The 21594-nt window shown below is 62.2% G+C and carries 23 protein-coding genes; 13 read left to right on the top strand and 10 right to left on the bottom strand.

Annotated features, from left to right (window positions below):
• Positions 1-18 precede the first annotated feature (18 nt).
• The gene (locus G6N73_RS25210; RefSeq protein ID WP_165032675.1) at positions 19-591 is read left to right on the top strand and encodes a hypothetical protein; all 573 of its coding nucleotides are present in this window, start codon (positions 19-21) and stop codon (positions 589-591) included.
• A 115-nt stretch (positions 592-706) separates the two neighbouring features.
• The gene (locus tag G6N73_RS25205) at positions 707-1642 is read left to right on the top strand and encodes a ribose-phosphate pyrophosphokinase (protein WP_165032673.1); all 936 of its coding nucleotides are present in this window, start codon (positions 707-709) and stop codon (positions 1640-1642) included.
• Here G6N73_RS25205 and chrA read toward each other — a convergent pair whose 3' ends face one another.
• Together chrA and G6N73_RS25195 are read right to left on the bottom strand one after the other, a co-directional pair.
• Entirely contained in the window at positions 1643-2983 is a 1341-nt protein-coding gene (gene chrA, locus G6N73_RS25200; protein ID WP_165032671.1) for a chromate efflux transporter, read from the bottom strand.
• Between the two features lies 1 nt (position 2984).
• A complete protein-coding gene (locus tag G6N73_RS25195; RefSeq protein ID WP_165032669.1) occupies positions 2985-3794 on the bottom strand; it encodes a chromate resistance protein ChrB domain-containing protein in 810 nt (269 codons plus the stop codon).
• Positions 3795-4057: 263 nt separating this feature from the next.
• On the opposite strand from G6N73_RS25195, the gene G6N73_RS25190 reads away from it, so the two are divergent.
• From G6N73_RS25190 to G6N73_RS25160, 7 genes are all read left to right on the top strand, one after another.
• On the top strand, positions 4058-5836 hold the full coding sequence (locus G6N73_RS25190; protein ID WP_165032667.1) for a DEAD/DEAH box helicase: 1779 nt from the start codon (positions 4058-4060) through the stop codon (positions 5834-5836).
• Positions 5837-6248: 412 nt separating this feature from the next.
• Entirely contained in the window at positions 6249-6884 is a 636-nt protein-coding gene (locus G6N73_RS25185) for a 50S ribosomal protein L25/general stress protein Ctc (protein ID WP_165032665.1), read from the top strand.
• Positions 6885-6908: 24 nt separating this feature from the next.
• A complete protein-coding gene (gene pth / locus G6N73_RS25180; RefSeq protein ID WP_165032663.1) occupies positions 6909-7625 on the top strand; it encodes an aminoacyl-tRNA hydrolase in 717 nt (238 codons plus the stop codon).
• A gap of 125 nt (positions 7626-7750) precedes the next feature.
• Positions 7751-8854: a redox-regulated ATPase YchF gene (gene ychF / locus G6N73_RS25175; RefSeq protein ID WP_165032661.1), complete on the top strand. Its 1104-nt coding sequence runs from the start codon at positions 7751-7753 to the stop codon at positions 8852-8854.
• Positions 8855-8906: 52 nt separating this feature from the next.
• A complete protein-coding gene (locus tag G6N73_RS25170; protein ID WP_165032659.1) occupies positions 8907-9881 on the top strand; it encodes a magnesium transporter CorA family protein in 975 nt (324 codons plus the stop codon).
• A 102-nt stretch (positions 9882-9983) separates the two neighbouring features.
• Positions 9984-10445, top strand: coding sequence for a MaoC family dehydratase (locus G6N73_RS25165; RefSeq protein ID WP_165032657.1), 462 nt, complete (start codon positions 9984-9986; stop codon positions 10443-10445).
• Positions 10442-10921, top strand: coding sequence for a MaoC family dehydratase (locus G6N73_RS25160; protein WP_165032655.1), 480 nt, complete (start codon positions 10442-10444; stop codon positions 10919-10921). Before G6N73_RS25165 ends, G6N73_RS25160 begins: the two co-directional genes overlap by 4 nt.
• 100 nt (positions 10922-11021) lie before the next feature.
• Here the strand turns inward: G6N73_RS25160 and G6N73_RS25155 are convergent, their stop codons facing one another.
• Complete coding sequence (locus G6N73_RS25155; protein ID WP_165032653.1) at positions 11022-11567, bottom strand: adenine phosphoribosyltransferase; 546 nt, start codon at positions 11565-11567, stop codon at positions 11022-11024.
• Between the two features lie 192 nt (positions 11568-11759).
• Between G6N73_RS25155 and G6N73_RS25150 the strand changes: the two genes are divergently transcribed.
• Both G6N73_RS25150 and G6N73_RS25145 read left to right on the top strand, forming a co-directional pair.
• Positions 11760-12113, top strand: coding sequence for a hypothetical protein (locus tag G6N73_RS25150; RefSeq protein WP_165032651.1), 354 nt, complete (start codon positions 11760-11762; stop codon positions 12111-12113).
• Positions 12103-12435: a type II toxin-antitoxin system PemK/MazF family toxin gene (locus G6N73_RS25145; RefSeq protein WP_165032649.1), complete on the top strand. Its 333-nt coding sequence runs from the start codon at positions 12103-12105 to the stop codon at positions 12433-12435. Before G6N73_RS25150 ends, G6N73_RS25145 begins: the two co-directional genes overlap by 11 nt.
• A gap of 55 nt (positions 12436-12490) precedes the next feature.
• Here the strand turns inward: G6N73_RS25145 and G6N73_RS25140 are convergent, their stop codons facing one another.
• The 7 genes from G6N73_RS25140 to G6N73_RS25110 form a co-directional block, all read right to left on the bottom strand.
• Positions 12491-13351, bottom strand: a complete 861-nt coding sequence (locus G6N73_RS25140; RefSeq protein WP_165032647.1) for a cytochrome c1 — start codon at positions 13349-13351, stop codon at positions 12491-12493.
• A gap of 27 nt (positions 13352-13378) precedes the next feature.
• Positions 13379-14683: a cytochrome b gene (locus G6N73_RS25135; RefSeq protein WP_165032645.1), complete on the bottom strand. Its 1305-nt coding sequence runs from the start codon at positions 14681-14683 to the stop codon at positions 13379-13381.
• An 18-nt stretch (positions 14684-14701) separates the two neighbouring features.
• Entirely contained in the window at positions 14702-15271 is a 570-nt protein-coding gene (petA, locus tag G6N73_RS25130) for a ubiquinol-cytochrome c reductase iron-sulfur subunit (RefSeq protein WP_165032643.1), read from the bottom strand.
• Between the two features lie 277 nt (positions 15272-15548).
• Positions 15549-15863, bottom strand: coding sequence for a DUF6665 family protein (locus G6N73_RS25125; protein WP_165032641.1), 315 nt, complete (start codon positions 15861-15863; stop codon positions 15549-15551).
• A 12-nt stretch (positions 15864-15875) separates the two neighbouring features.
• Positions 15876-17744, bottom strand: coding sequence for an ABC transporter ATP-binding protein (locus G6N73_RS25120; protein WP_165032639.1), 1869 nt, complete (start codon positions 17742-17744; stop codon positions 15876-15878).
• 105 nt (positions 17745-17849) lie between these two features.
• On the bottom strand, positions 17850-19721 hold the full coding sequence (locus G6N73_RS25115) for an ABC transporter ATP-binding protein (protein WP_165032637.1): 1872 nt from the start codon (positions 19719-19721) through the stop codon (positions 17850-17852).
• Between the two features lie 144 nt (positions 19722-19865).
• A complete protein-coding gene (locus G6N73_RS25110; protein ID WP_165032635.1) occupies positions 19866-20192 on the bottom strand; it encodes a hypothetical protein in 327 nt (108 codons plus the stop codon).
• A gap of 285 nt (positions 20193-20477) precedes the next feature.
• On the opposite strand from G6N73_RS25110, the gene G6N73_RS25105 reads away from it, so the two are divergent.
• Both G6N73_RS25105 and soxR read left to right on the top strand, forming a co-directional pair.
• Positions 20478-20936: a tRNA (cytidine(34)-2'-O)-methyltransferase gene (locus G6N73_RS25105; protein WP_165032633.1), complete on the top strand. Its 459-nt coding sequence runs from the start codon at positions 20478-20480 to the stop codon at positions 20934-20936.
• 168 nt (positions 20937-21104) lie between these two features.
• Positions 21105-21554, top strand: coding sequence for a redox-sensitive transcriptional activator SoxR (gene soxR, locus G6N73_RS25100; RefSeq protein WP_165032631.1), 450 nt, complete (start codon positions 21105-21107; stop codon positions 21552-21554).
• Positions 21555-21594: the final 40 nt, after the last annotated feature.

The raw sequence follows: 21594 nt of genomic DNA, 5'->3' as shown, positions 1-21594 counted from the left end.
GCAGAAAGGTTCGGGAGAATGAGACGTTTGCCGTCAATGGCCGTGTCATTGCTCGCGGCTGCCGCACTGTCGGCCTGCACCAGCACTCAGGACGTCCTTGAGCCTTCCGCCATCGCCGCACAGCCGCCGGCGCAAGGCGACGCCGCTCCGTTGCAGCCGGCCACCACGGCCACGCCGGGCGCATCGACGACGCCGACGCCGGCCCAGAGCGCCGCAGTCGCGGCCAATGCCCGCATCCAGTTCGCCCCGATCGTCGGTACCTCCGTCGAGGCCGCGACGACGCTGTCCCAGCGGCTGTCCACTCGTGCCCGCGAGCGCGGCATCGTGCTTGCACGCAGCAACGACCCAGCCACAACGCATGTGCTGAAGGGCTATTTCACGCCGCTTGCCGAAGGCAAGGAAACCACCGTCATCTATGTCTGGGACGTCTACGATCCCGCCGGAAACCGGGTTCACCGCATCACGGGACAGCAAAAAGCGCCATCCGGCGGCGGCGACGGATGGTCGTCTGTTTCCTCGTCAACCATGCAGACGATTGCCGACGCGACCATAGACCAGCTGATTACATGGCTTTCGGCGCGCACCGGCTGATCACGGCAATGCGATCAACCAAATCTATGGATTGTAGGCCGAAAACGTATCCCGGCGCTTGCAATAGCAGCGAAGGCCGCTAAAAGCCGCCTCATATTCCTACCAGGAACGGTATATGAAACTCTTCGCGGGCAATTCCAACCGGGTGCTGGCCGAAGCGGTCGCCCGTTATCTCAACGTACCGATCGGCAAAGCCAGCGTGCGGCGCTTCGCCGACCAGGAAATTTTCGTCGAGATCCAGGAGAATGTCCGCGGCGAGGATGTCTTCATCCTGCAGTCGACCTCGTTCCCGACCAACGATCATCTGATGGAACTTCTCATCATGATCGACGCTTTCATGCGCTCCTCGGCGCGCCGCATAACCGCCGTCATCCCTTATTTCGGCTATGCGCGACAGGATCGCCGCGCCTCCGGCCGCACGCCGATCTCGGCGAAGCTCGTCGCCAACATGATTACCCGCGCCGGCGTCGACCGCGTGCTGACGCTCGATCTCCACGCCGGGCAGATCCAGGGCTTTTTCGACATTCCGACCGACAATCTGTTCGCCGTCCCGGTGATGGCGCGTGACGTCAAGGCCAAATACAAGCAACTGGCCAACGTCATGGTCGTCTCGCCGGACGTGGGCGGCGTGGTCCGCGCCCGTGCGCTCGCCAAACGCATCGACGCGCAGCTGGCGATCGTCGACAAGCGCCGCGAGCGCCCGGGCGAATCGGAAGTAATGAACGTTATCGGCGATGTTCGCGGTAAGGATTGCCTGCTGATCGACGACATCGTCGATTCCGGCGGCACGCTCTGCAACGCCGCCGACGCGCTGCTCGCCAGCGGGGCGACCAGTGTCACCGCCTACATCACCCACGCCGTTCTGTCCGGCGGCGCGGCAGCCCGCATTGCGGCATCGAAGCTGCAGGAACTGGTGATCACGGATTCGATCCAGCCGACCTCCGCAATAGAGGCCGCGCACAACATCCGCGTCGTCTCTATCGCCGACCTTATCGGCGAAGCGATCTCCCGGACGGCCACCGAGGAATCGGTCTCGAGCCTGTTCGACTAATTACGCCAGCATCCAGATCATCCCGGCCAGTGCCGCCGCGACGAGCACCGCGATCATGTTCTGGTGATAGCGGATGAGCGCGATGCCGGCCGCGATGGCTATGGCCGCCGCTGTGAGATCGATCGTGGCGAGATCGGGCGTCGGCAGGACAAACGGTCCGATCGGCCATTCGCCAACATTCGCAAAAAGCACATGCAGCGCGAACCAGACCGCGAGATTGGCGATGATGCCGACGACCGCGGCCGTGACAGCCGACAGTGCGCTGGCGAGCCAGCGCACATTGCGCACCGTTTCGACGTAGGGCGCGCCGACGAAAATCCACAGGAAGCACGGCACGAAGGTGAACCACAGGGTAACGGCCGCGCCCAGTACGCCGCCGGTCAGAGCATCGAGGCCGGAGAGGCGCGCCCCGCCCAGAAAGCCGACAAACACCAGGACCAGTATCAGCGGGCCGGGCGTGGTTTCGGCAAGCCCGAGGCCGGTCAGCATTTCGTCCGGACGGAGCCAGCCGTAAACCTCGACTGCCTGCTGCGCTACATAGGCAAGCACCGCATAGGCGCCGCCGAATGTGACAGTGGCCATTGTTGAGAAGAACGAAGCTTCTGCGGCAAAGACGTTGGCGCTGCCAAGAGTGGCATGGAGCGCGAATAGCGGGACGAACCAGATCGCCAGCCAGACGGCGAGGGTGACGAGGAACCGCCTCCAGTTCGGTCGAGCCCACTCCGGCATTTCGATTTGCATATACGCATCGGCGGCCGCGGCTTTCGCTTTTGCCCCGGCGGTGGAGCCCGTCTTGCGAAGGAAAACGCCGATCAGCGCCGCCGCGGCTATGATCAGCGGAAACGGCAGCTTCAGAAACGCGATCGCGATGAAGGCCGCCGCCGCTAGCACCACCATCGTCCAGTCCTTGATCGCGCGTTTGGAGACTTTGATCAGCGCTTCCAGCACGACGGCGAGCACCGCGGCCTTAAGGCCGAACAGCAGTCCCTGCACCAGCGGCACGTCGCCGACAGTCAGATAGAGTGCGGAGAGGAGTGTTATGACAATCGCGCCGGGCAGGACGAAAAGCAGCCCGGCGACCAGCCCTCCCCGAACGCCATGCAGTAGCCAGCCGGCATAGGTGGCCAATTGCATGGCCTCGGGCCCGGGCAGCAGCATGCAATAATTCAGTGCGTGCAGGAAGCGCGGCTCATCGAGCCAGCGCTTCTCGTCCACGAGAATGCGATGCATTAAGGCGATCTGCCCGGCCGGCCCCCCGAACGACAACAGGCCGATCTTTGCGAAAGTTTTCGTCGCTTCCGAAAACGACGGATCGGCGGGCCGGCTTGCTTGAATGTCCATGCTATACCGCCTTCACCGGCCAATTGTGCGTTTCCTGGGTGGCATGGCGGCACCAGCCATAGAGCGCATCGTAGATGACCATTCCCTTTTCCAGTTGCGCCAGATCGTCCGCTTCGATCGCCGAGAGCCCGAGCGAGATCGCCAGAAGCCCGGCTGCCTGCGGCTCCAGTTCCAGGCTCGCCGTATCGGCGCCGCGCACGATCCTTGCAAGGTGAAGCAAGGCGGGGTCGGCCAGCCCGAACTCGGAAATCAGCGTGTCGAAGGTGCACTCCGCGCCGCGATGCGAATAGTGCACATCCTTGATGTCATAGGGAATCCCGCCGATCTCTTCGGCCACGTCCTTTACCCATTCCGCCGCTACAAAGTGGAACACCGCAAACGGATCGATGAAGCGGCGGATAAGCCAGGGACAGGCGATCCGATCGATCTTCGGCCTTTCCCTGGTCACCCAGACGCTCGGGCCGGCGGTGACGTCCACGCCCGGTCCGTCGCGCGTGACCATGACGCCGCCGGCCTCCTCATAGGCCTCCATGCCACCCTCCAGCATGGCGACATCCGCGCCTTCCGCTGCCAGGCGCGCGGTGGCCAGTTCGCTGACATTGTGGCCGTGAATGCAGTAGACGACGATCCGGCGGCCATCGGCAAAATCGGGCAGCCATTCGGCGGTCTTCAGATGGTCGCGCCGGACCGCGCCGGCGATACGCTTGCCGGAACCCCTGAAAACGCTTTCGCGCCTCACGTCGACGACATGTGGAAACCGGTCTGTGCCGGTCAACGCAACAAGTTCCTGGGCCGAGATTCTTCGAGGCATGGTTTTTCCTCCGCATAAACAAGCGAAGGCGGAACTTGGGCCGAAGCCTCAGCGGGGAGTCCACCCATGCCCCCGATATCAGTACCTTAGCCCTGCCAGCGGCGATGTTCAATGACGATTTCAGGGCGAATGCTATAAAGCCGCACCCTCGCTGACGGCTTGCCGGTCCCTGCCCAACTCTTTAGGGAGAGGCCTTGACTGTCTGATTGCGCACCATGCTCAAAATTTGAGCCGCCGCTACATATACAATGAAAGTTCGTTCCATGACCGACTTCGACACGATGGCGCCGCCGCTGAAGGCTGCGCTCGCGGCCCGTGGCTACGACAGGCTGACGCCCGTGCAGAGCGCGATGCTCGGCGCGGAAGCGCAGAGCGCCGACCTGTTGGTGTCGGCGCAGACCGGCTCGGGCAAGACGGTCGCGTTCGGCATCGCCATCGCGCCGACGCTTCTGGCCGGCTCGCCGCGATTTGCTCCGGCTGGTCTGCCGCTGGCGCTGATCGTTGCGCCGACGCGCGAGCTGGCCATACAGGTTCGCCGCGAATTCGAATGGCTCTACCGCGAGACGGGAGCGCGCATCGGCTCCTGCGTCGGCGGCATGGACATGCGTACCGAACGCCGGGCGCTCGCCGACGGCGCGCATATCGTCGTCGGTACGCCCGGCCGCCTGCGCGATCACATCACGCGCGGCTCGCTCGATATTTCGGAACTCCGCGCCGTCGTGCTCGACGAAGCCGACGAGATGCTCGACCTGGGTTTTCGCGACGACCTTGAATTCATTCTTGCCGCCGCGCCCGACGAGCGGCGAACGCTGATGTTTTCCGCCACCGTTCCCAACCAGATCGCACAATTGGCAAAACGCTTCCAGCGCGACGCGCTGCGCATCACGGCGACGGGCGAAAGCAGCCAGCACAGCGACATCGAATACCAGCAGATCCTGGTCGCGCCGGCCGACCGCGAGAACGCAATCATCAACACGCTGCTGTTTTTCGATTCACAGAACACGATCGTCTTTTGCCACACGCGCGAAGCCGTGAAACACCTGGCCAGCCGTCTTGGCAATCGCGGCTTCCCCGTCGTCGCGCTGTCGGGAGAACTCAGTCAGGCCGAGCGCACCAACGCGCTGCAATCGATGCGTGACGGACGCGCCCGCGTCTGCGTGGCGACCGACGTCGCCGCCCGTGGCATCGACCTGCCCAATCTCGACCTGGTCATCCATGCCGACATGCCGACCAATCCCGACACGCTGTTGCATCGCAGCGGGCGCACCGGGCGTGCCGGCCGCAAGGGCATCTGCACGCTGATCGTGCCCTACCATCGGCGCAATGCCGCCGCGCGCGTGCTGAAGCTGGCCAAGCTCACGGCGCGCACCGTGCCCGCGCCGACGGCAAGCGACATTGAAAGGCACAACAAGGAGCGCATTCTCGAGGATCCGGCCCTGTCGGTGACGCCCGCCGAGGACGAAATCGCATTCGTCAGGGAACTGATGAACGCCCACAGCCCCGAGCACATCGCCGCAGCCTATCTCCGCCTCCAACTCGCGGCGCGGCCTGCCCCGGAAGAACTTCTCGACGCCCCTTCGAGCTTCGCCGAGCGCGGGCAACGCGAGCCTCGTCCGGAAAGCGCGCCACGGGATCGCAGCGATTTTACCAACGGCGTTTGGTTTCGCGTCTCGGTCGGCCGCAAGCACCGCGCCGAGCCGCGCTGGCTCCTGCCGATGATCTGCAAAGCCGGCCACATCACCAAGCGGGCCGTGGGCTCGATCAAGATACTCGACACGGAAAGTCAGTTCGAGATCGCCGGCGACAAGGCGGAAAGCTTCTGGGCTGCGGTCAGGGAAAACGGCACCGGCGAAAAGGGCGTCACTATCCAGCGTCTCGACGGCAAGGCCCCAACCAAAACCGAGCCGTCCAGCGAAGCCGCGCCCTCCTCGTGGAACAGCGCGAAAAAAGGAAAGTTCAAGCCGAAGAGCAAGTCACGGCCGGAAGCTTCCGCCGGCACGCCTCCACCGAAGAAGGCGAAGAAGAAGCGGCCGAAATCGTAGCTTCGTAGAATTCTGCGGCCGGTGTAGCGAGAGCGGCAACTTCGCGGCAGCGCGAAGGCGGTGATTTCAGGACGGTTTGGGGGATGGACCGACGATCGCTGGGCGGGGGGCTTGGGTGTCGCGACCGCCGGTCCGTGCCCACGTTGAAGCTTCAACTACAAACGTTAGCGGTCGGGAACGCGCCGCCTCCAACAAGGTTCCCGATGTCCCAAATTATTTTCGTCCAGCCGCAATAGAGACGGAATTCTGCACAAACTTGCGCTCCGGATCGCCTTCGGCTATAGAGCCGCCACCCGCGTAGACACCCTTGGAGGCAACGCGGCGGAAGGCCGCCTCATCCGGCGGCTTTCGACGTTTGGGGACCGGGCAACCGCCCGCCGCAGACGCTCCAGTAAACCCGAAAGGAAATGCCATGAGCCACGACACTTACGAGCTCAAGGCCGAAGCACGCGAACAGGTCGGTAAGGGGTCCGCCCGTGAAGTTCGCCGCAACGGTAAAGTGCCTGCAGTCATCTACGGCGACAAGCAGCCTCCCCTGGCGATCGCCCTGTCCTATAAGGACGTCTACTACAAGATCCACGGCGGCGGTTTTCTGACCACCATCGCCACGATCGACGTCGGCGGCAAGAAGATCCAGGTCCTGCCCAAGGACTATCAGCTCGACCCCGTCCGCGACTTCCCGATGCATGTCGATTTCCTACGCATCGGCAAGGACACCGAGGTCAACGTCAACGTGCCGGTCCACTTCATCAATGAAGAGAAGTCGCCCGGCATCAAGCGCGGCGGCGTTCTTAACGTCGTGCGCCACGAAGTCGAGTTCCATTGCCCGGCTAACGCGATCCCCGACTCGATCACGATCGATCTCACCGGCACCGATATCGGCGATTCGATCCACATTTCGGCCGTCAAGCTGCCGGCCGGCGTCAAGCCGGTCATCTCGGACCGCGACTTCACCATCGCGACCGTCGCAAGCTCCTCTGCCATGAAGCCGGAAGCTGCCGAAGAGGCAGCTCCCGAGGCGGAAGAAGAAGCGGCCGAAGAGGAATAATCTCGCAACCCGGAGGCCGAAACCGTGCTTCTCTTTGCTGGTCTTGGCAATCCGGGTGCGAAATACGCCAACTACCGGCACAATGTCGGCTTCATGGCGGCGGACGCGATTGCCCGCCGCCATAATTTTTCGCCTTGGTCGAAGAAGTTCCAGGGCCTGGTCGCCGAAGGGAATCTCGACGGCGAAAAGATCATCCTCATCAAGCCCCAGACATATATGAACCTGTCCGGCCAGTCGGTCGGCGAGGCGATGCGGTTCTACAAGCTCGAACCTTCGGCCCTGACCGTTTTTTACGACGAGATCGACCTCGCTCCCGGCAAGGTGCGCGTGAAGGTCGGCGGCGGCGCGGGCGGCCACAACGGCATCCGTTCGCTGGACCAGCATATCGGGAAAGACTATCGCCGCGTGCGCATCGGCATCGGCCATCCCGGCGTCAAGGAACTGGTCTCGCCGCACGTGCTGGGCGACTTCGCCAAAGCCGACAAGGAGTGGCTGGAACCCCTATTGGACGCAATCGCAGGCAGCGCCGAACTCCTGGTCAAAGGCGACGATTCAAGTTTCATGAACAAGGTCAGCCTTGCCGTCTCCGGCGGCGGCAAGGCGAAGCCGGAGCCGGACCGCCCTGCCCCGAAACAGCAGAGCCACATACGCCAGGCGCGTCAGCAAGCGCCTGCCGTCAAGGCTCCCGAGACGGGGCCGATGGCCGCGATGCTGAAAAGGCTCTTTGGTAGCAAAGAGTAGCGAGGCAATGGTCGGTTGCTATTCTTTCCCTTGCAGGATGGGCAGGCAATCCAAGGGTTGACGATCATCAATTCTTTCGCCCATAGCCCTGATCAAATTCTCTCGGATCGCTAGGACTACAAATCATGGGTTTCAAATGCGGCATCGTTGGTTTGCCCAACGTGGGCAAATCGACGCTTTTCAACGCACTGACGCGGACAGCCGCCGCGCAGGCGGCCAATTATCCGTTCTGCACGATCGAGCCAAATACCGGCGAAGTCGCGGTGCCCGATCCGCGGCTGCAGAAGCTGGCGGCCGCCGGCAAGTCGAAGGAGATCATCCCGACCCGCATTTCCTTCGTCGATATTGCCGGCCTGGTGCGCGGGGCGTCGAAGGGCGAAGGGCTGGGCAACCAGTTCCTGGCCAACATACGAGAGGTCGACGCCATCGTGCATGTGCTGCGCTGTTTCGAGGATGACGACATCGCCCACGTCGAAGGCAGGATCGATCCTGTCGCCGACGCCGAGACCGTCGAGACCGAGCTGATGCTCGCCGACCTTGAAAGCCTGGAACGCCGCATCATCCAGTTCCGCAAGCGCGCCAGCGGCAAGGACAAGGAAGCGCTGACGGTTCTGCCGATGATGGAGCAGGCTTTGGCGCTGCTGCAGGACGGCAAGCCCACGCGCATCCTGCTCGACGGGATCGGGGCCGAGGATCTGGCCATCCTGCAGGGCCTCAATCTCCTTACCTCGCACCCGGTTCTCTATGTCTGCAACGTCTCCGAGGCCGATGCCGCAACGGGCAACGAGCACACCCGCGCTGTCGAGAAAATGGCGGCCGGCCAGGGCGCGCGCACGGTGGTCATTTCGGCGGCGATCGAAGCCGAGGTGGCGCAGCTTGCCGATGACGAGGCCAAGGAATTCCTGGCCGATCTCGGCCTGGAGGAGCCGGGCCTCGATAAGCTCATCCGCGCCGGCTACGAGTTGCTGCAGCTCATCACCTTCTTCACCGTGGGGCCGAAGGAGACTCGCGCCTGGACCGTCCACAAGGGCGCCAAGGCGCCGCAGGCGGCCGGCGTCATCCATACGGATTTCGAGCGCGGCTTCATTCGTGCGCAGACAATCGCCTACAATGATTTCGTGACGCTCGGCGGCGAAGTGGCGGCGAAGGAAGCCGGCAAAGCGCGCGACGAGGGCAAGGAATATGTCGTGCAGGACGGCGATGTCATGCTGTTCAAGTTCAATACGTAGCGAACTCCGCGTCCATTGACGCGGCCCTCGGTCGAAGCAAGGAGACCTGGCGATGATCAAGGCATTCGTCGTCGACAATGAGCGGCTGCACGCCGTCGATAACCTTCTGGCGAACAAGGAACGGGTCGTCTGGGCGGATCTTCTCGAACCGACCAAGGAAGAAGAGGCGACGATCGAAAACTGGATCGGCGTCGGCATTCCGACGCGCGAGGAGATGCAGGAGATCGAGATATCCTCGCGGCTCTACATCGAGAACGGCGCATTCTTCATGACCGCGACGCTGCCCGCGCATGCCGACGGCGACCGGCCTGTCATGTCGCCTGTGACGTTCGTGCTTTCCCAAAACAGGCTGATCACCGTGCGCTATCATGAGCCGCGCGCCTTCCATACATTCCCGATGAGAGCGGAGAAAGCTGACATCGGCTGCACCAATGGCGAAACCATCCTGGTCGCCCTGCTAGAGGCAATCGTCGACCGCCTCGCCGACGTGCTCGAGCGGGCGGGCAGCGAAGTCATAGAAATCTCACACGATATTTTTCACCCCGCCGAGAAAAAGGCATCAAAGCGCGACCTGGGTTTTCAAATCATCCTGCGCCGCATCGGGCGCAAGGAGGATTTGGTGTCAAATATTCAGGACAGCCTTCTCTCGCTCCAGCGGCTTTCCGGCTTCTTCGGTCAGGTGATGGTGTCGCGGAAGAACGATAAGGACTTGCGCGCCAGGGTGAAAACGCTGTCACGTGACGTGTCGTCGCTTTCCGATCACGCGTCCTTCCTGTCGCAGAAGATCACGTTCCTGCTCGACGCGACGCTGGGCATGATCAATATCGAGCAAAATGCCATCATCAAGATCGTCTCCGTCGCCGCGGTCGTCTTCCTGCCACCCACGCTCGTCGCTTCGGTCTACGGCATGAACTTCGATGTCATGCCTGAGTTGAAATGGCTGCTGGGCTATCCTTTTGCGCTGGCGCTCATGGTCGTGTCGGCGGTTCTTCCCTTCTGGTATTTCAAGCGCCGCGGCTGGCTCTGAACCCCGAATCTGGCTCTGGCTCAAGGCTTTTGCCGACATGTGCTTGCCGCCTCGAGCCGATCCCGTCATTATGAAAGTTCAAACCTGAACAGGATTTCGGGCATGACCGCCAAGAAGTGGGCCTATGAGGATTTTCGCGAGGACGCCTCCATCGACCTCGGCTCAAAACTTGTGACCGCCGAAGAGATCATCGAATTCGCGGGCGAGTTCGACGCCCAGCCGATGCATCTGGACGAAGAAGCGGGCAAGGCCAGTATTCTGGGCGGCCTGTCCGCATCTGGCTGGCATACATGCGCGATATTCATGCGGATGATGTGCGACGCCTTCCTGCTCGATTCGACATCGCAGGGCGCGCCGGGCATCGAATATGTCCGCTGGAAAAGACCGGTCCTTGCCGGCGACACGGTGACCGGCCGCAGCACCGTCCTTGCCAAGCGCCTGTCGAAATCCAGGCCCAGCCTCGGCTTCGTCACCTGCCGGCACGAACTGTTCAATCAGAAGGGCGAGCAGGTGTTCGAACTCGAAAACATCGGAATGTTCCTGAAGCGCGAGATCGCCGCATGACGCTTGACGAGTTTTTCGGCATCGGCGTCACAACCGCGCTCGGCTCGCACGAATTCGAAGCGGACGCCATCAAGGCGTTCGCCAGGAAATATGATCCGCAGCCTTTCCATGTTGACGAAGCCGCTGCGAAGAACAGCGTCTTCGGCGGTCTCTGCGCGTCCGGCTGGCATACCGCGGCGACCTGGATGAAATACAATCTGCTGACCGGCATGGAAACGGAAGGCAGACGCTGGCGGGGCCCCGGCCCGCGTCCCGAATTCGGCCCCTCGCCCGGCTTCAAGAATCTGAAATGGCTGAAACCCGTCTATGCGGGCGAAACCGTCACATTCACCCGCACCGGCATTGCGCACCGTCCTATCGCTTCGCGTCCGGGCTGGCGGCTCCTGACCCTCCGCGCCGATGCATTTGATTCGACCGGCGACAAGGTGCTGGAATTCGAAAGCGCCGTTCTGGTGCAGGTAGCGAATAGCGAATAGCAAGTAGCGAGTAGCGAGTAGCGAGTAGCGAGTGTGAGTACTTGCGATTGAATCGAAGACAGTCCCTGCCTTCCCTATTCGCTACTCGCTATTCGCTTTTTCAGTGGCCCTCGTACGCGACCAGCGTCCTGACGGGCACATCCAGCGCCTCCAGTTTCCTGCGCCCGCCAAGCTCCGGCAGGTCGATGATGAAGCAGGCCGCAACGATGTCGGCGCCCATCTGGCGCAGCAGCCTGACAGCGCCATCCGCCGTGCCGCCGGTGGCGATCAGGTCGTCGACGAGGATCACCTTTTCGCCAGCCGCAACAGCGTCCTTGTGCATTTCCATCTCGTCCAGCCCGTATTCAAGGCTGTAGGCGACGCGCACGGTCTCGTGCGGCAGTTTCCCCTTCTTGCGGATCGGGATGAAGCCGGATGAAAGCTGATGGGCGATCGCGCCGCCGAGGATGAAGCCCCGCGCCTCGATGCCGGCGACCTTGTCGACCTTGGTCCCTGCATAGGGATGCACAAGTTCGTCGATGGCGCGGCGAAACGCGCGCGCATTGCCGAGCAGAGTGGTGATGTCGCGAAACATGATCCCCGGTTTGGGATAATCCGGAATGGCGCGGATCGCCGAAAGGAGCGTGTCTTCGAGAGAGGATTTCATGGGCCACCATCTTGGTTGGCCGATCCTTGAATGAGCAACAAGATCAGCGCAACCTTTCTTCGCCAAAAAATTAAGGACCAACGGGGGTCTCACGGGGGTCCACGGCATTATTTAATAACCCGTTGACAGCACGGGGCTTGAGGGGTCATATAGGGGTCCATTGAAAATTCCGCGACCCCTTGGGAGCAAAGAATGGCAACCTCGACCAGGATCGAAGACCATACGATTTGGTTCAAGCATATCGACGGGCCGAAAATGCGCGAGCGCTTGGCGAGGCTGAAGGATGATGAGGAAATCAACCTTGACGTCGATGGCGTCGTCGGTCGCTGGAAGCGAATGCGAACAGGCAGAGATGGTCGTCCAACAAATGCTATTCGACCGGAAGGCGCCATGAAGGCAGTCTGGAACGAGTGGTTCAAGACGCGAAAGGGCGAGATCATAGAGTTACGTGAAGCCCGTTTGGCTGATGATTATCTAGCCGCCAATTCCGCCTTATTCTCAGAATGGAGCAGCCCGGAGGACGAGGAAGCATTTCGTGATCTGTGAGCGATACGAGACCGTGGTGGTTCCGTTTCCCTTCGCCGAAATACCAGTTCGGAAGCGCAGGCCCGCGGTGGTCATTTCCGGCCGCAGCTTTAATGAGGCAAACGGGCAAACGCTCGTCGCGATGATCACGACGGCCAAAGAATCGAAATGGCCGAGCGATGTGGAGTTACGCGACCTGGAAATTGCCGGTTTACATGTGCAATGCTTGGTTCGATTGAAATTCTCGACCTTGCCCAATGACTTAATTGCACGCAGATTGGGTGGTCTTGGCAGCCTCGACCGGCTTGCATGCGAGAGGCAAATCGCAAACATGCTGCTTTGAAAGAAAGGGCGCTCAGAGGCGCCCTTTAAACATCGACAAATCGGGCTTCCAGCGCTCAATGCGCAACGCCGGCCCAGACCTTGCGCTTCGTCAGATAAACAAGGCCGGTGAACAGGATCATGAAAGCCATGACGCTGAAGCCGGTCTGCTTGCGCGCTTCGAGGTGCGGCTCGGCCGCCCACATCAGGAACGCAGCGACGTCGCGGGCATACTGGTCGACCGTTTCGGGCGACCCATCGTCATAGGTCACCTGACCGTCCGACAGCGGTGGAGCCATGGCCAGCGACTTGCCGGCGATGAAATAGGGATTGTAGTAGGTGCCCTCCCCAATTTCCATGCCGGCCGGCGGTTCTTCTTCATAGCCAGTCAGCAGCGCGTGGATATAGTCGGGACCACCCTCGGCGTACTGCGTGAAGATGTCGAACACGAACAGCGGAAAGCCGCGCTCGACGCCGCGCGCCTTTGCGATCAGCGAGAAATCGGGTGGCGCGGCGCCGTTATTGGCGGCGGCTGCCGCTTCCTTGTTGGGGAAGGGCGACGGGAAATAGTCCGAGGGCAGCGCCGGCCGCGTAAACATCTCGCCGTCGGCATTCGGTCCGTCGGTTGCCTCGTATTCGGCGGCAAGCGCCTTAACCTGGGCCTCCGAATAGCCGAGCCCTTCGAGCGTGCGGAACGCAACCAGCTCCATCGAGTGGCAGGCCGAACAGACCTCCTTGTAAACCTTCAGCCCGCGCTGCAACTGAGCCTTGTTGTAGGTGCCGAAAGGCCCTGCGAACGACCAGCTCTGCTCCTCCGGCTTGTGGATCGGGAAGTGCGTGGGCTCTGTCTCGCTGTGCTCCTCCTGCGCGGTGGCTGCGCCGAGCGCGCCGGCCAGCACGAAGCCCGCCACGGCAAGACCGTTGAGAATCTTTTTCATTCCAAAAGTCCCTCTCAAGATTCTCAACTAGCCTTTGATTTCCGGCGACGCGGGCGCGTGCGCCAGATGCGCGGCGCCACCCATCTTGTTCTTCTTAAGCACCGCTTCGGTGATCGAGTTCGGCAGGCGCCGCGGCGTCTCGATAAAACCGAGAACCGGCATGATGACGAAGAAGAAGCCGAAATAATAAAGCGTCGAAACCTGCGACATCACCACATAGGCGCCTTCCGCCGGACGCGAGCCGAGCCAACCCAGGAACAGCGCGTTCGCTACGAAGAGCCAGAAGAACAGCTTGTACCAGGGGCGGTAGACGGCCGAGCGCACCTTCGACGTATCGAGCCACGGCACGAAGAACAGCACCGCGATGGCGCCGAACATTGCAAGCACACCGCCGAGCTTGGAATCGATCGGACCGATACTGAAGGTGATGGCGCGCAGGATCGCGTAGAATGGCAGGTAATACCATTCGGGCACGATGTGCGCCGGCGTCTTCAGCGGATCGGCGATGATGTAATTGTCGGGATGGCCCAGATAATTGGGGATGTAGAAGAGGAAGTACGCGAACACGAGCAGGAAGACCAGCATGCCGAACGCGTCCTTCAGGGTCGCATAAGGCGTGAAGGGCAGCGTGTCGGTCTTGGACTTGACCTCGATGCCGGTCGGGTTGGTCTGCCCGGTAACGTGCAGCGCCCAAACGTGGAGGACGACGACGCCGGCGATCATGAACGGCAGCAGATAATGAAGCGAAAAGAAACGGTTGAGCGTCGGATTGTCGACCGCAAAGCCGCCCAGCAGCAATTGCTGGATCCAGTCGCCGACCAGCGGGATCGCCGTGAAGAAGCCCGTGATGACGGTCGCGCCCCAGAAGCTCATCTGGCCCCAGGGCAGCACATAGCCCATGAAGCCCGTAGCCATCATCAGCAGATAGATGATGCAGCCGAGAATCCAGAGCAGCTCGCGCGGCGCCTTGTACGAGCCGTAGTAGAGCCCGCGGAAAATGTGGATGTAGACCGCGATGAAGAAGAACGACGCGCCGTTTGAGTGCAGGTAGCGCAGAAGCCAACCCGAATTCACGTCGCGCATGATCTTTTCGACCGATGCGAAGGCGAGCGTGGTTTCCGCAGTGTAGTGCATGGCCAGCACAACGCCCGTGAGTATCTGCGCTACCAGCATGATCGCCAGAATGCCGCCGAACGTGTAGGCGTAGTTCAGGTTGCGCGGCACCGGGTAGGAGACGAACGAATCGTACACCAGGCGCGGCAAAGGCATGCGTGCATCGACCCAGCGGCCAAGGCCCGTTTTCGGCGTGTAAGTCGAGTGTCCACCGCTCATGATTATCCCCCAGAAACCTCAGCCGATCCGGATCGTGGTGTCGGAAACGAACTGGAATGTCGGAATGGCCAGGTTTTCCGGCGCCGGACCTTTGCGGACGCGGCCGGCCGTATCGTAATGCGACCCGTGGCAAGGGCAGAACCAGCCGCCGAAATCACCCTGCTGGCCGAGCGGAACGCAGCCGAGATGGGTGCACACGCCGACCATGACAATCCAGTTTTCCTTGCCTTCGCCCGCGGAGCGGTCGAGGTCGGTGGCCGGCGCATCGCCGGCGATATTGGCGTTGCGCGCAACCGGATCCTTGAGTTCGTCCAGCGAAACCGCCTTCGCCGCCTCGATCTCTTCCGGCGTGCGGTTGCGGATGAAGACCGGTCGGCCCCGCCACTTGGCCGTCAGCGACATGCCGGGCTGGAGCGACGACACGTCAACCTCGATCGTTGCGAGCGCCAGCGTCGAAGCGTCCGGGCGCATCTGGTCGATGAAGGGCCAGGTAACGGCGCCCACGCCGACCACTCCGGCCATGCCGGTGGCCACGTAGAGGAAATCCCGGCGGGTCGGCTCGGTCGCGGTCGTGTCGGTTGCGCTCACGGGACTATGATCCTTTCGCCTTACTTTATGCCGGCTGGAGCCAGATCTTGCTCCGTCGGTCTGGCACCGTCTGCGCATGGGCGACGGGCTGGTCGACCCATCCGGCATTCGGCATCGGTTTATGCGTGAAGCCCGCTTATGTCCAGACGGTGCAAGGGGGTGACGGCAGATTGTCGCGGGGCCGCGATACGGGGCCCGGTTCAAGCCTATTTCGGCGCTGGCAAGGCATGTGCGGACCGGCCGTATCTGTGCTGAACAGCGGCGCTGCCGCTCCGGCCTACCTCGCGCCCAGCCTGACCAGCACTTCCCGCGGTATTGCGTAGTCGCGGATGATGTCGTCGTGGCGGCGGAATCCGCAGAGCTCGCGCTGCACGAAATACGCATAGACGGCATCGGCTGTGCTCATGACCAGCGCCATACGCGTTTCGCTGTCTCCCCGGTGCGAACGGAGCTTTTCCAGGCACGTCTCGACCTTGCGGCCGGCATTGCCGAGGGAGGTCGCCTTTTCGGCCAATATCTCCTGGTCGACCGCACTGAGGCTGGTCTCTGCAGCGAGGGAAGAAGCGAAATTTTCAGGCAGCCGGGCAGACATATCGCGGCAAACCTATTCCGCCGCCAACTGATTGGCCAGGAAGCCGCCGGATTGCCGCTTCCAGAGCTGCGCGTAAAGGCCGCCGCGCGCGATCAGCGCATCATGCGTCCCCTCCTCGACGATCCGTCCCTTGTCGAGCACGATCAGCCGGTCGAGCGCCGCGATCGTCGACAGGCGGTGTGCGATGGCGATGACGGTCTTGCCTTCCATCAGCCGGTAGAGATTGTCCTGGATCGCTGCCTCGATTTCCGAATCGAGCGCCGAGGTCGCCTCGTCGAGGATCAGGATCGGCGCGTCCTTGAGCATCATGCGCGCAATGGCGACGCGCTGGCGCTGGCCGCCTGAAAGCTTGACGCCACGTTCGCCGACATGCGCGTCGTAGCCCCGGCGGCCCTTCGGATCGGAAATGCCCCGGATAAATTCGTGCGCTTCGGAGCGCCGCGCCGCATCCTCGACATCGGCCTGTCCGGCTCCCGCCCGGCCGTAGCCGATATTGTCGCGGATCGAGCGGTGCATCAGCATTGCGTCCTGGCTGACGACGCCGAACTGCTCGCGCAGCGATCCCTGCGTCACCGAACGAACATCCTGGCCGTCGATCAGGATGCGCCCCGCCTCCACGTCGAACAACCGCAGCGCCAGATTGACGATGGTGGTCTTGCCGGCGCCCGACGGGCCGACCAGCGCCACGCGCTCGCCCGGCCGGATATGAAGGTTGAGGTTTTCGATGATGCCGCCGCCCTTGCCGTAGTGGAAGGAGACGTTCTCGAACCTGATGTCGCCCTTGGCGCGCGGCATCACCTTCGCATCGGGCGCGTCGCGGATGGCCGGCCTTACCGAGATCGTCCGCGTCGCATCCTGCACGGTGGCGTAATTGCGGATCAGGCCGTTTATGTTGAACATCATCCAGCCCGACATCTGGTTGAGCCTGAAGACCAGGCCCAGCGCCGCGGCGATGGCGCCGGTCGAAATTCCGCCTGCAGTGAACTTGTAGATGCAGATCGCCGCAATCGCGCTCATCATCGCGCCGTTGATGATGGCGACGGAGGCGCGGACCGTTGTGACGGCGCGTGTCAGCCGCATCACCGCGCGCAGGAAGCGCTCCAGCCCGTCGCGCACATAAGCGTGCTCGCGCCGCCCGCTGTCGAAGAGCTTGACGGCCATGATGTTGGTGAAGGCGTCGACCAGACGGCCGTTGAAGATCGAGCGTTCGTCCGCCGTGGCGCGGCCGGCGCTGCGCATTTCGGGCAGCAGGAAATAGACAATCGAGGCGTATCCGGCGAACCACAGGGCGACGACCAGGCCCATCATCGGGTCGACCGAAACCAATATTGTGATCGCCAGGACAACGAAAGTCAGGAACGACCACATCGTCTGCAGGATGTTGACGATGAAGTCGCCGACCGCCTCGCCACCCTGCATGATCTTGGTGGCGATGCGCCCCGCAAAATCGTTCTGGTAGAAATCGTAGGGCTGCTCGATGACGCGGCGAAAAGCCTGCCAGCGCACCATCGAATAAAAGCCCGGCACCACGATCTGCTGCTCGACGACCGCCGAAGCGATCATCACCACCGTTCGAACCACCAGCAAAAGCGCTAGCAGGGCTGCGAGTTCGGGCCAATGATCCGCAAACAGCGTCTGTGGATTGGAATTGTCGAGCAGGTCGATCAGCCAGCCGACCGACCAGTAGAGTGCCGCGTCGACCGCGCCCGCGGCGCCGCCGACGATCAGCAGGAGGGCGAACGGCCCCGTCGCCTGCCGGGCGAAATAAAGGATGAACCGCCACGCGCTCGCCGGCAGCACTTCCCGGTCGGTGTCCTGGAAAGGATCCACCGCTCCCTCGAAGCGTTGCCACAGCCTGTTGCGAAATCCCTCGTCAGCCATTCATTCTCGCCATTCGCCATGCCGGCCCGCCGCCCGGCTGAACCAATATAGGAAGGCCGCCGGGAAAATCCCGCGAAGAAGCGCATGGCCAGTGTTCGCCCGGCTTCACTCCGCGGCCTGCCCTTTGAGGACAGTCGGCTCCGCCTGATCGCCGTCCAGAAGGAACCCGCCGGACTGCCTCTGCCACAATTGCCGGTAGAGGCCGCCGCGGGCGAGCAATTCCTCATGCGTGCCGTCCTCGACAATATGTCCCTCGTCCATGACGACGAGCCGGTCCATCGCGGCGATGGTCGAGAGTCGGTGCGCGATCGCGATCACCGTCTTCCCCTCCATCAGCCGATAGAGGTTCTCCTGGATCGCTGCCTCGACCTCAGAGTCGAGCGCCGATGTCGCCTCGTCGAGTATCAGGATCGGCGCGTCCTTGAGCATCACGCGGGCAATCGCGACGCGCTGCCGCTGGCCGCCCGACAGCTTGACGCCGCGCTCGCCGACATGCGCGTCGAACCCCTTGCGCCCCTTCGGATCGGAAAGGCTCTTGATGAAGTCCAACGCCTCGGCGCGCCGGGCGGCTTCCACCATCATCTCCTCGGTGGCATCGGGCCGGCCGTAGAGAATGTTGTCGCGCACGGAACGGTGGAGCAGCGAGGTATCCTGCGTCACCACCCCGATATTGGCGCGCAGGCTGTCCTGGGTGACGGTCGCAATATCGTGACCGTCGATCAGGATGCACCCATTCTCCAGATCGTAGAAGCGCAGGAGCAAATTCACCAGCGTCGACTTGCCGGCGCCCGATCGCCCCACAATGCCGACCTTCTCGCCGGGACGAACCTTGAGCGACAGGTCTTCGATAACGCCCTTGCGCTTGCCGTAGTGGAACCGGACTTTCTCGAATTCGATCTCGCCATTGGTGACTTCGATGTCCTTCGCCCCCGGCCTGTCTTCGACAAGGCGTGGCAGCGAGATCGAGCCGATGCCGTCCTGCACCGTGCCGATATTCTCGAACAGGCCGGACATTTCCCACATGATCCATTGCGACATGCCCCAGAGCCGCAGGACAAGGCCGATCGCGACGGCGACCGCTCCGATCGTAACCGCCTCGTGGAGCCACAGCCAGATCGACAGCGCCCCGACGGAGAACAGCAGCAGCGCATTGATGACGTAGAGCGCCCCGTAGAGTTGCGTCACCAGCCGCATCGAGCGGTAGACCGTGTCCATGAAGGTCGCCATGCCCTCCCGTGCGAAGGAAGCCTCGCGCCTGGCATGGGAAAACAGCTTCACGGTCTGAATGTTGGTGTAGCTGTCGACCACCCGGCCGGTCATGACTGAGCGGGCATCGGCTTGCTCCTGGGAAACCGCGCCGAGATACGGAACGAAGTAGCGCAGCAGCCCGACGTAGCACACAAGCCAGACGGCGAGCGGCGCGGCCAGCCTCCAGTCGGACGAGCCGACGATGAACAGCATGCCGAGGAAATAGACGACAACGTAGTTGAGGACATCGATAAGCTTGATGATGCATTCGCGCACGGCGAGCGCAGTCTGCATCAGCTTCGTGGCGATGCGGCCGGCGAACTCATCCTGATAGAACGTCATCGACTGCTTGAGCAGGTAACGGTGCACCTGCCAGCGGATGCGCATCGGGTAGTTGCCCATCAATGTCTGCTGCGAAATCAGCGAATGCAACAGCACCGTCCCCGGTAACGCGATCAGCACGATGAAGGCCATGCCGGCGAGCTTCCAGCCCTCGGTCTCCAGGAAAGTCTCGCGATTCTGCACCGACAGCCAGTCGACGATGTTTCCGAGGAAGGCGAACATCCAGACTTCGGTGATCGCGATCGCCGACATCAGGATCGCGGCGGCGATGATGTAGGGCCAGGCGCCGCGCGTATAGTGCAGGCAGAAGGCGACCAGCGTATTCGGCGGCTCAACCGGTTCTTCAAGGGGAAACGGATTGAGCTTATGTTCAAACCAGCGGAACATTTTTCTCGGTCTTTCAAGACGCTTCATGCCGCTGCGCACCAACCGTGCAGGCGTGAAGCTAAGATGGACACTGGCCGGCCTGATTCCAGCGGAGATTCGACCCCGACATCTTAAGATGTCGAGGCCGCTTCGCCGACCCGGCTGTCAGAGACTCCTGACAAGCGGGTGACGGCGCTCTTCCTTGGCCGGGTCGCGGAACACGTTCCGTATCCATCCCGCGACCATGCTGACGCGCGATGGCTTGGTCGGAAACGGAACCGCAAACGACATGTCGATATCGGGAAGATTGCCCCGATGCGAGCGAGCAGCCCGGCCTGGCGGATGCGCCACCGGACTTCGAACGCCGATAGCGAGTTCCCACGCCTCGAGCCTTTGCCGGCTCAGGTCTGATGCACCGTCCACGACCCGCAGGCCCTGGCGGCGCTCAAGTGCGGAGGGGGCCTTTTGGCCCTTGTCGATAGTGGAAGACATAGCAAGATTCCTTCGGAAACCATGAAAAGGTCCGGCGGGAATCGAGACGATGAGGCTTTGAAATGTCAGGTAAAGCGTCGAACCGAAACCGCCAGGGCGCTGAGCCCGCGGATGGGGCGGTGGATATCTATGGTCATCATGAATTCCATGTCCGCCTCCTTCGGTTCGAGTTGACAATGGCGGCTCTATAGACTCATTCGGCCGCCTTGACCATGCGGAAGACGGCCATATCGGCAAAACCGCCGGTGGTGTTGCTGTATGGCCACTTATTAGCGGGAGACGATATTGGCCGACGGTATTCGCATCGTGCTCTACCAACCGGACATCGCCGGAAATACCGGCACGATCCTGCGCATGGCCGCCTGTCTCGGGCTCACAGTCGACATCATCGAGCCGGCAGGTTTCGACCTGTCCGACCGCAATCTCCGGCGCGCCGGCATGGATTATCTCGAAATGGCGGCCCTGACCCGCCATGTCGACTTTGCGAGCTTCGAGGAATGGCGGCGGAGTGAGGCGCGCCGGCTGCTGCTGTTTTCGACAAAAGCCGCCCTGCCCTACACCGCGTTCAGCTTCGCCGATGGCGACATACTTCTGTTCGGGCGCGAATCGGCCGGCGTGCCGGACCATGTCCGCGACAACGCCGACGCTCGCCTGCTGATACCGATGAAGGGCGGCGGGCGCAGCCTCAACGTTGCGCTGAGCGCCGCGATGGCCGCCGGCGAAGCGATCAGGCAGATCGGCTGAAGACAGCGTGAATTGAACGCCGATGCGCCACGCGGCTGCTCCGCATCCGGACGCGCGGACGCCAACGGCAACCCTTACATTCAAAAGCATCGTAGTTCCCTTCGGTTTGCATCGTCAGGGATAGCTTGCTACAACCTCGACTTAAGTTGAGGTCAAGCGGAAATCGGCATGGCGAAGGAATTGACGGTAGGCCAGGTCGCCACCCGAAGCGGAGTGGCGGTTTCGGCCCTGCACTTCTACGAGGCGAAAGGGCTGATCGAAAGCCACCGCACCGGCGGCAACCAGCGCCGCTACGGCGGCGATGTCCTGCGCAGGGTGGCGATCATCAAGGTGGCGCAGGAGGTCGGCATTTCTCTTGCCGAGATCGGCGCCGCGCTTGCTTCGCTGCCCGGCGGCAGGACGCCGAACCGCGACGACTGGAATAAGCTGTCGCAAAGATGGGCGGCCGATCTCGACCGCCGGATTCACCAGTTGCAGAAACTGCGCGATGGGCTGACCGACTGCATCGGCTGCGGCTGCCTGTCGATCGACCGCTGCAAATTGCGCAATCCGGGAGATCGGCTGGCCGCGGAAGGCCCAGGCCCAAGGCGGCTTGTTGTCGCGTCTAGGGTGTACTGAGATTCAGGTCAGGCCGGCATCACCTGAATATCAGTACGCC

It is taken from the genome of Allomesorhizobium camelthorni, assembly GCF_011045125.1.
In the GTDB taxonomy this organism is placed as follows: domain Bacteria; phylum Pseudomonadota; class Alphaproteobacteria; order Rhizobiales; family Rhizobiaceae; genus Allomesorhizobium; species Allomesorhizobium camelthorni.
This window is presented reverse-complemented; position numbering and strand designations above follow the sequence as displayed.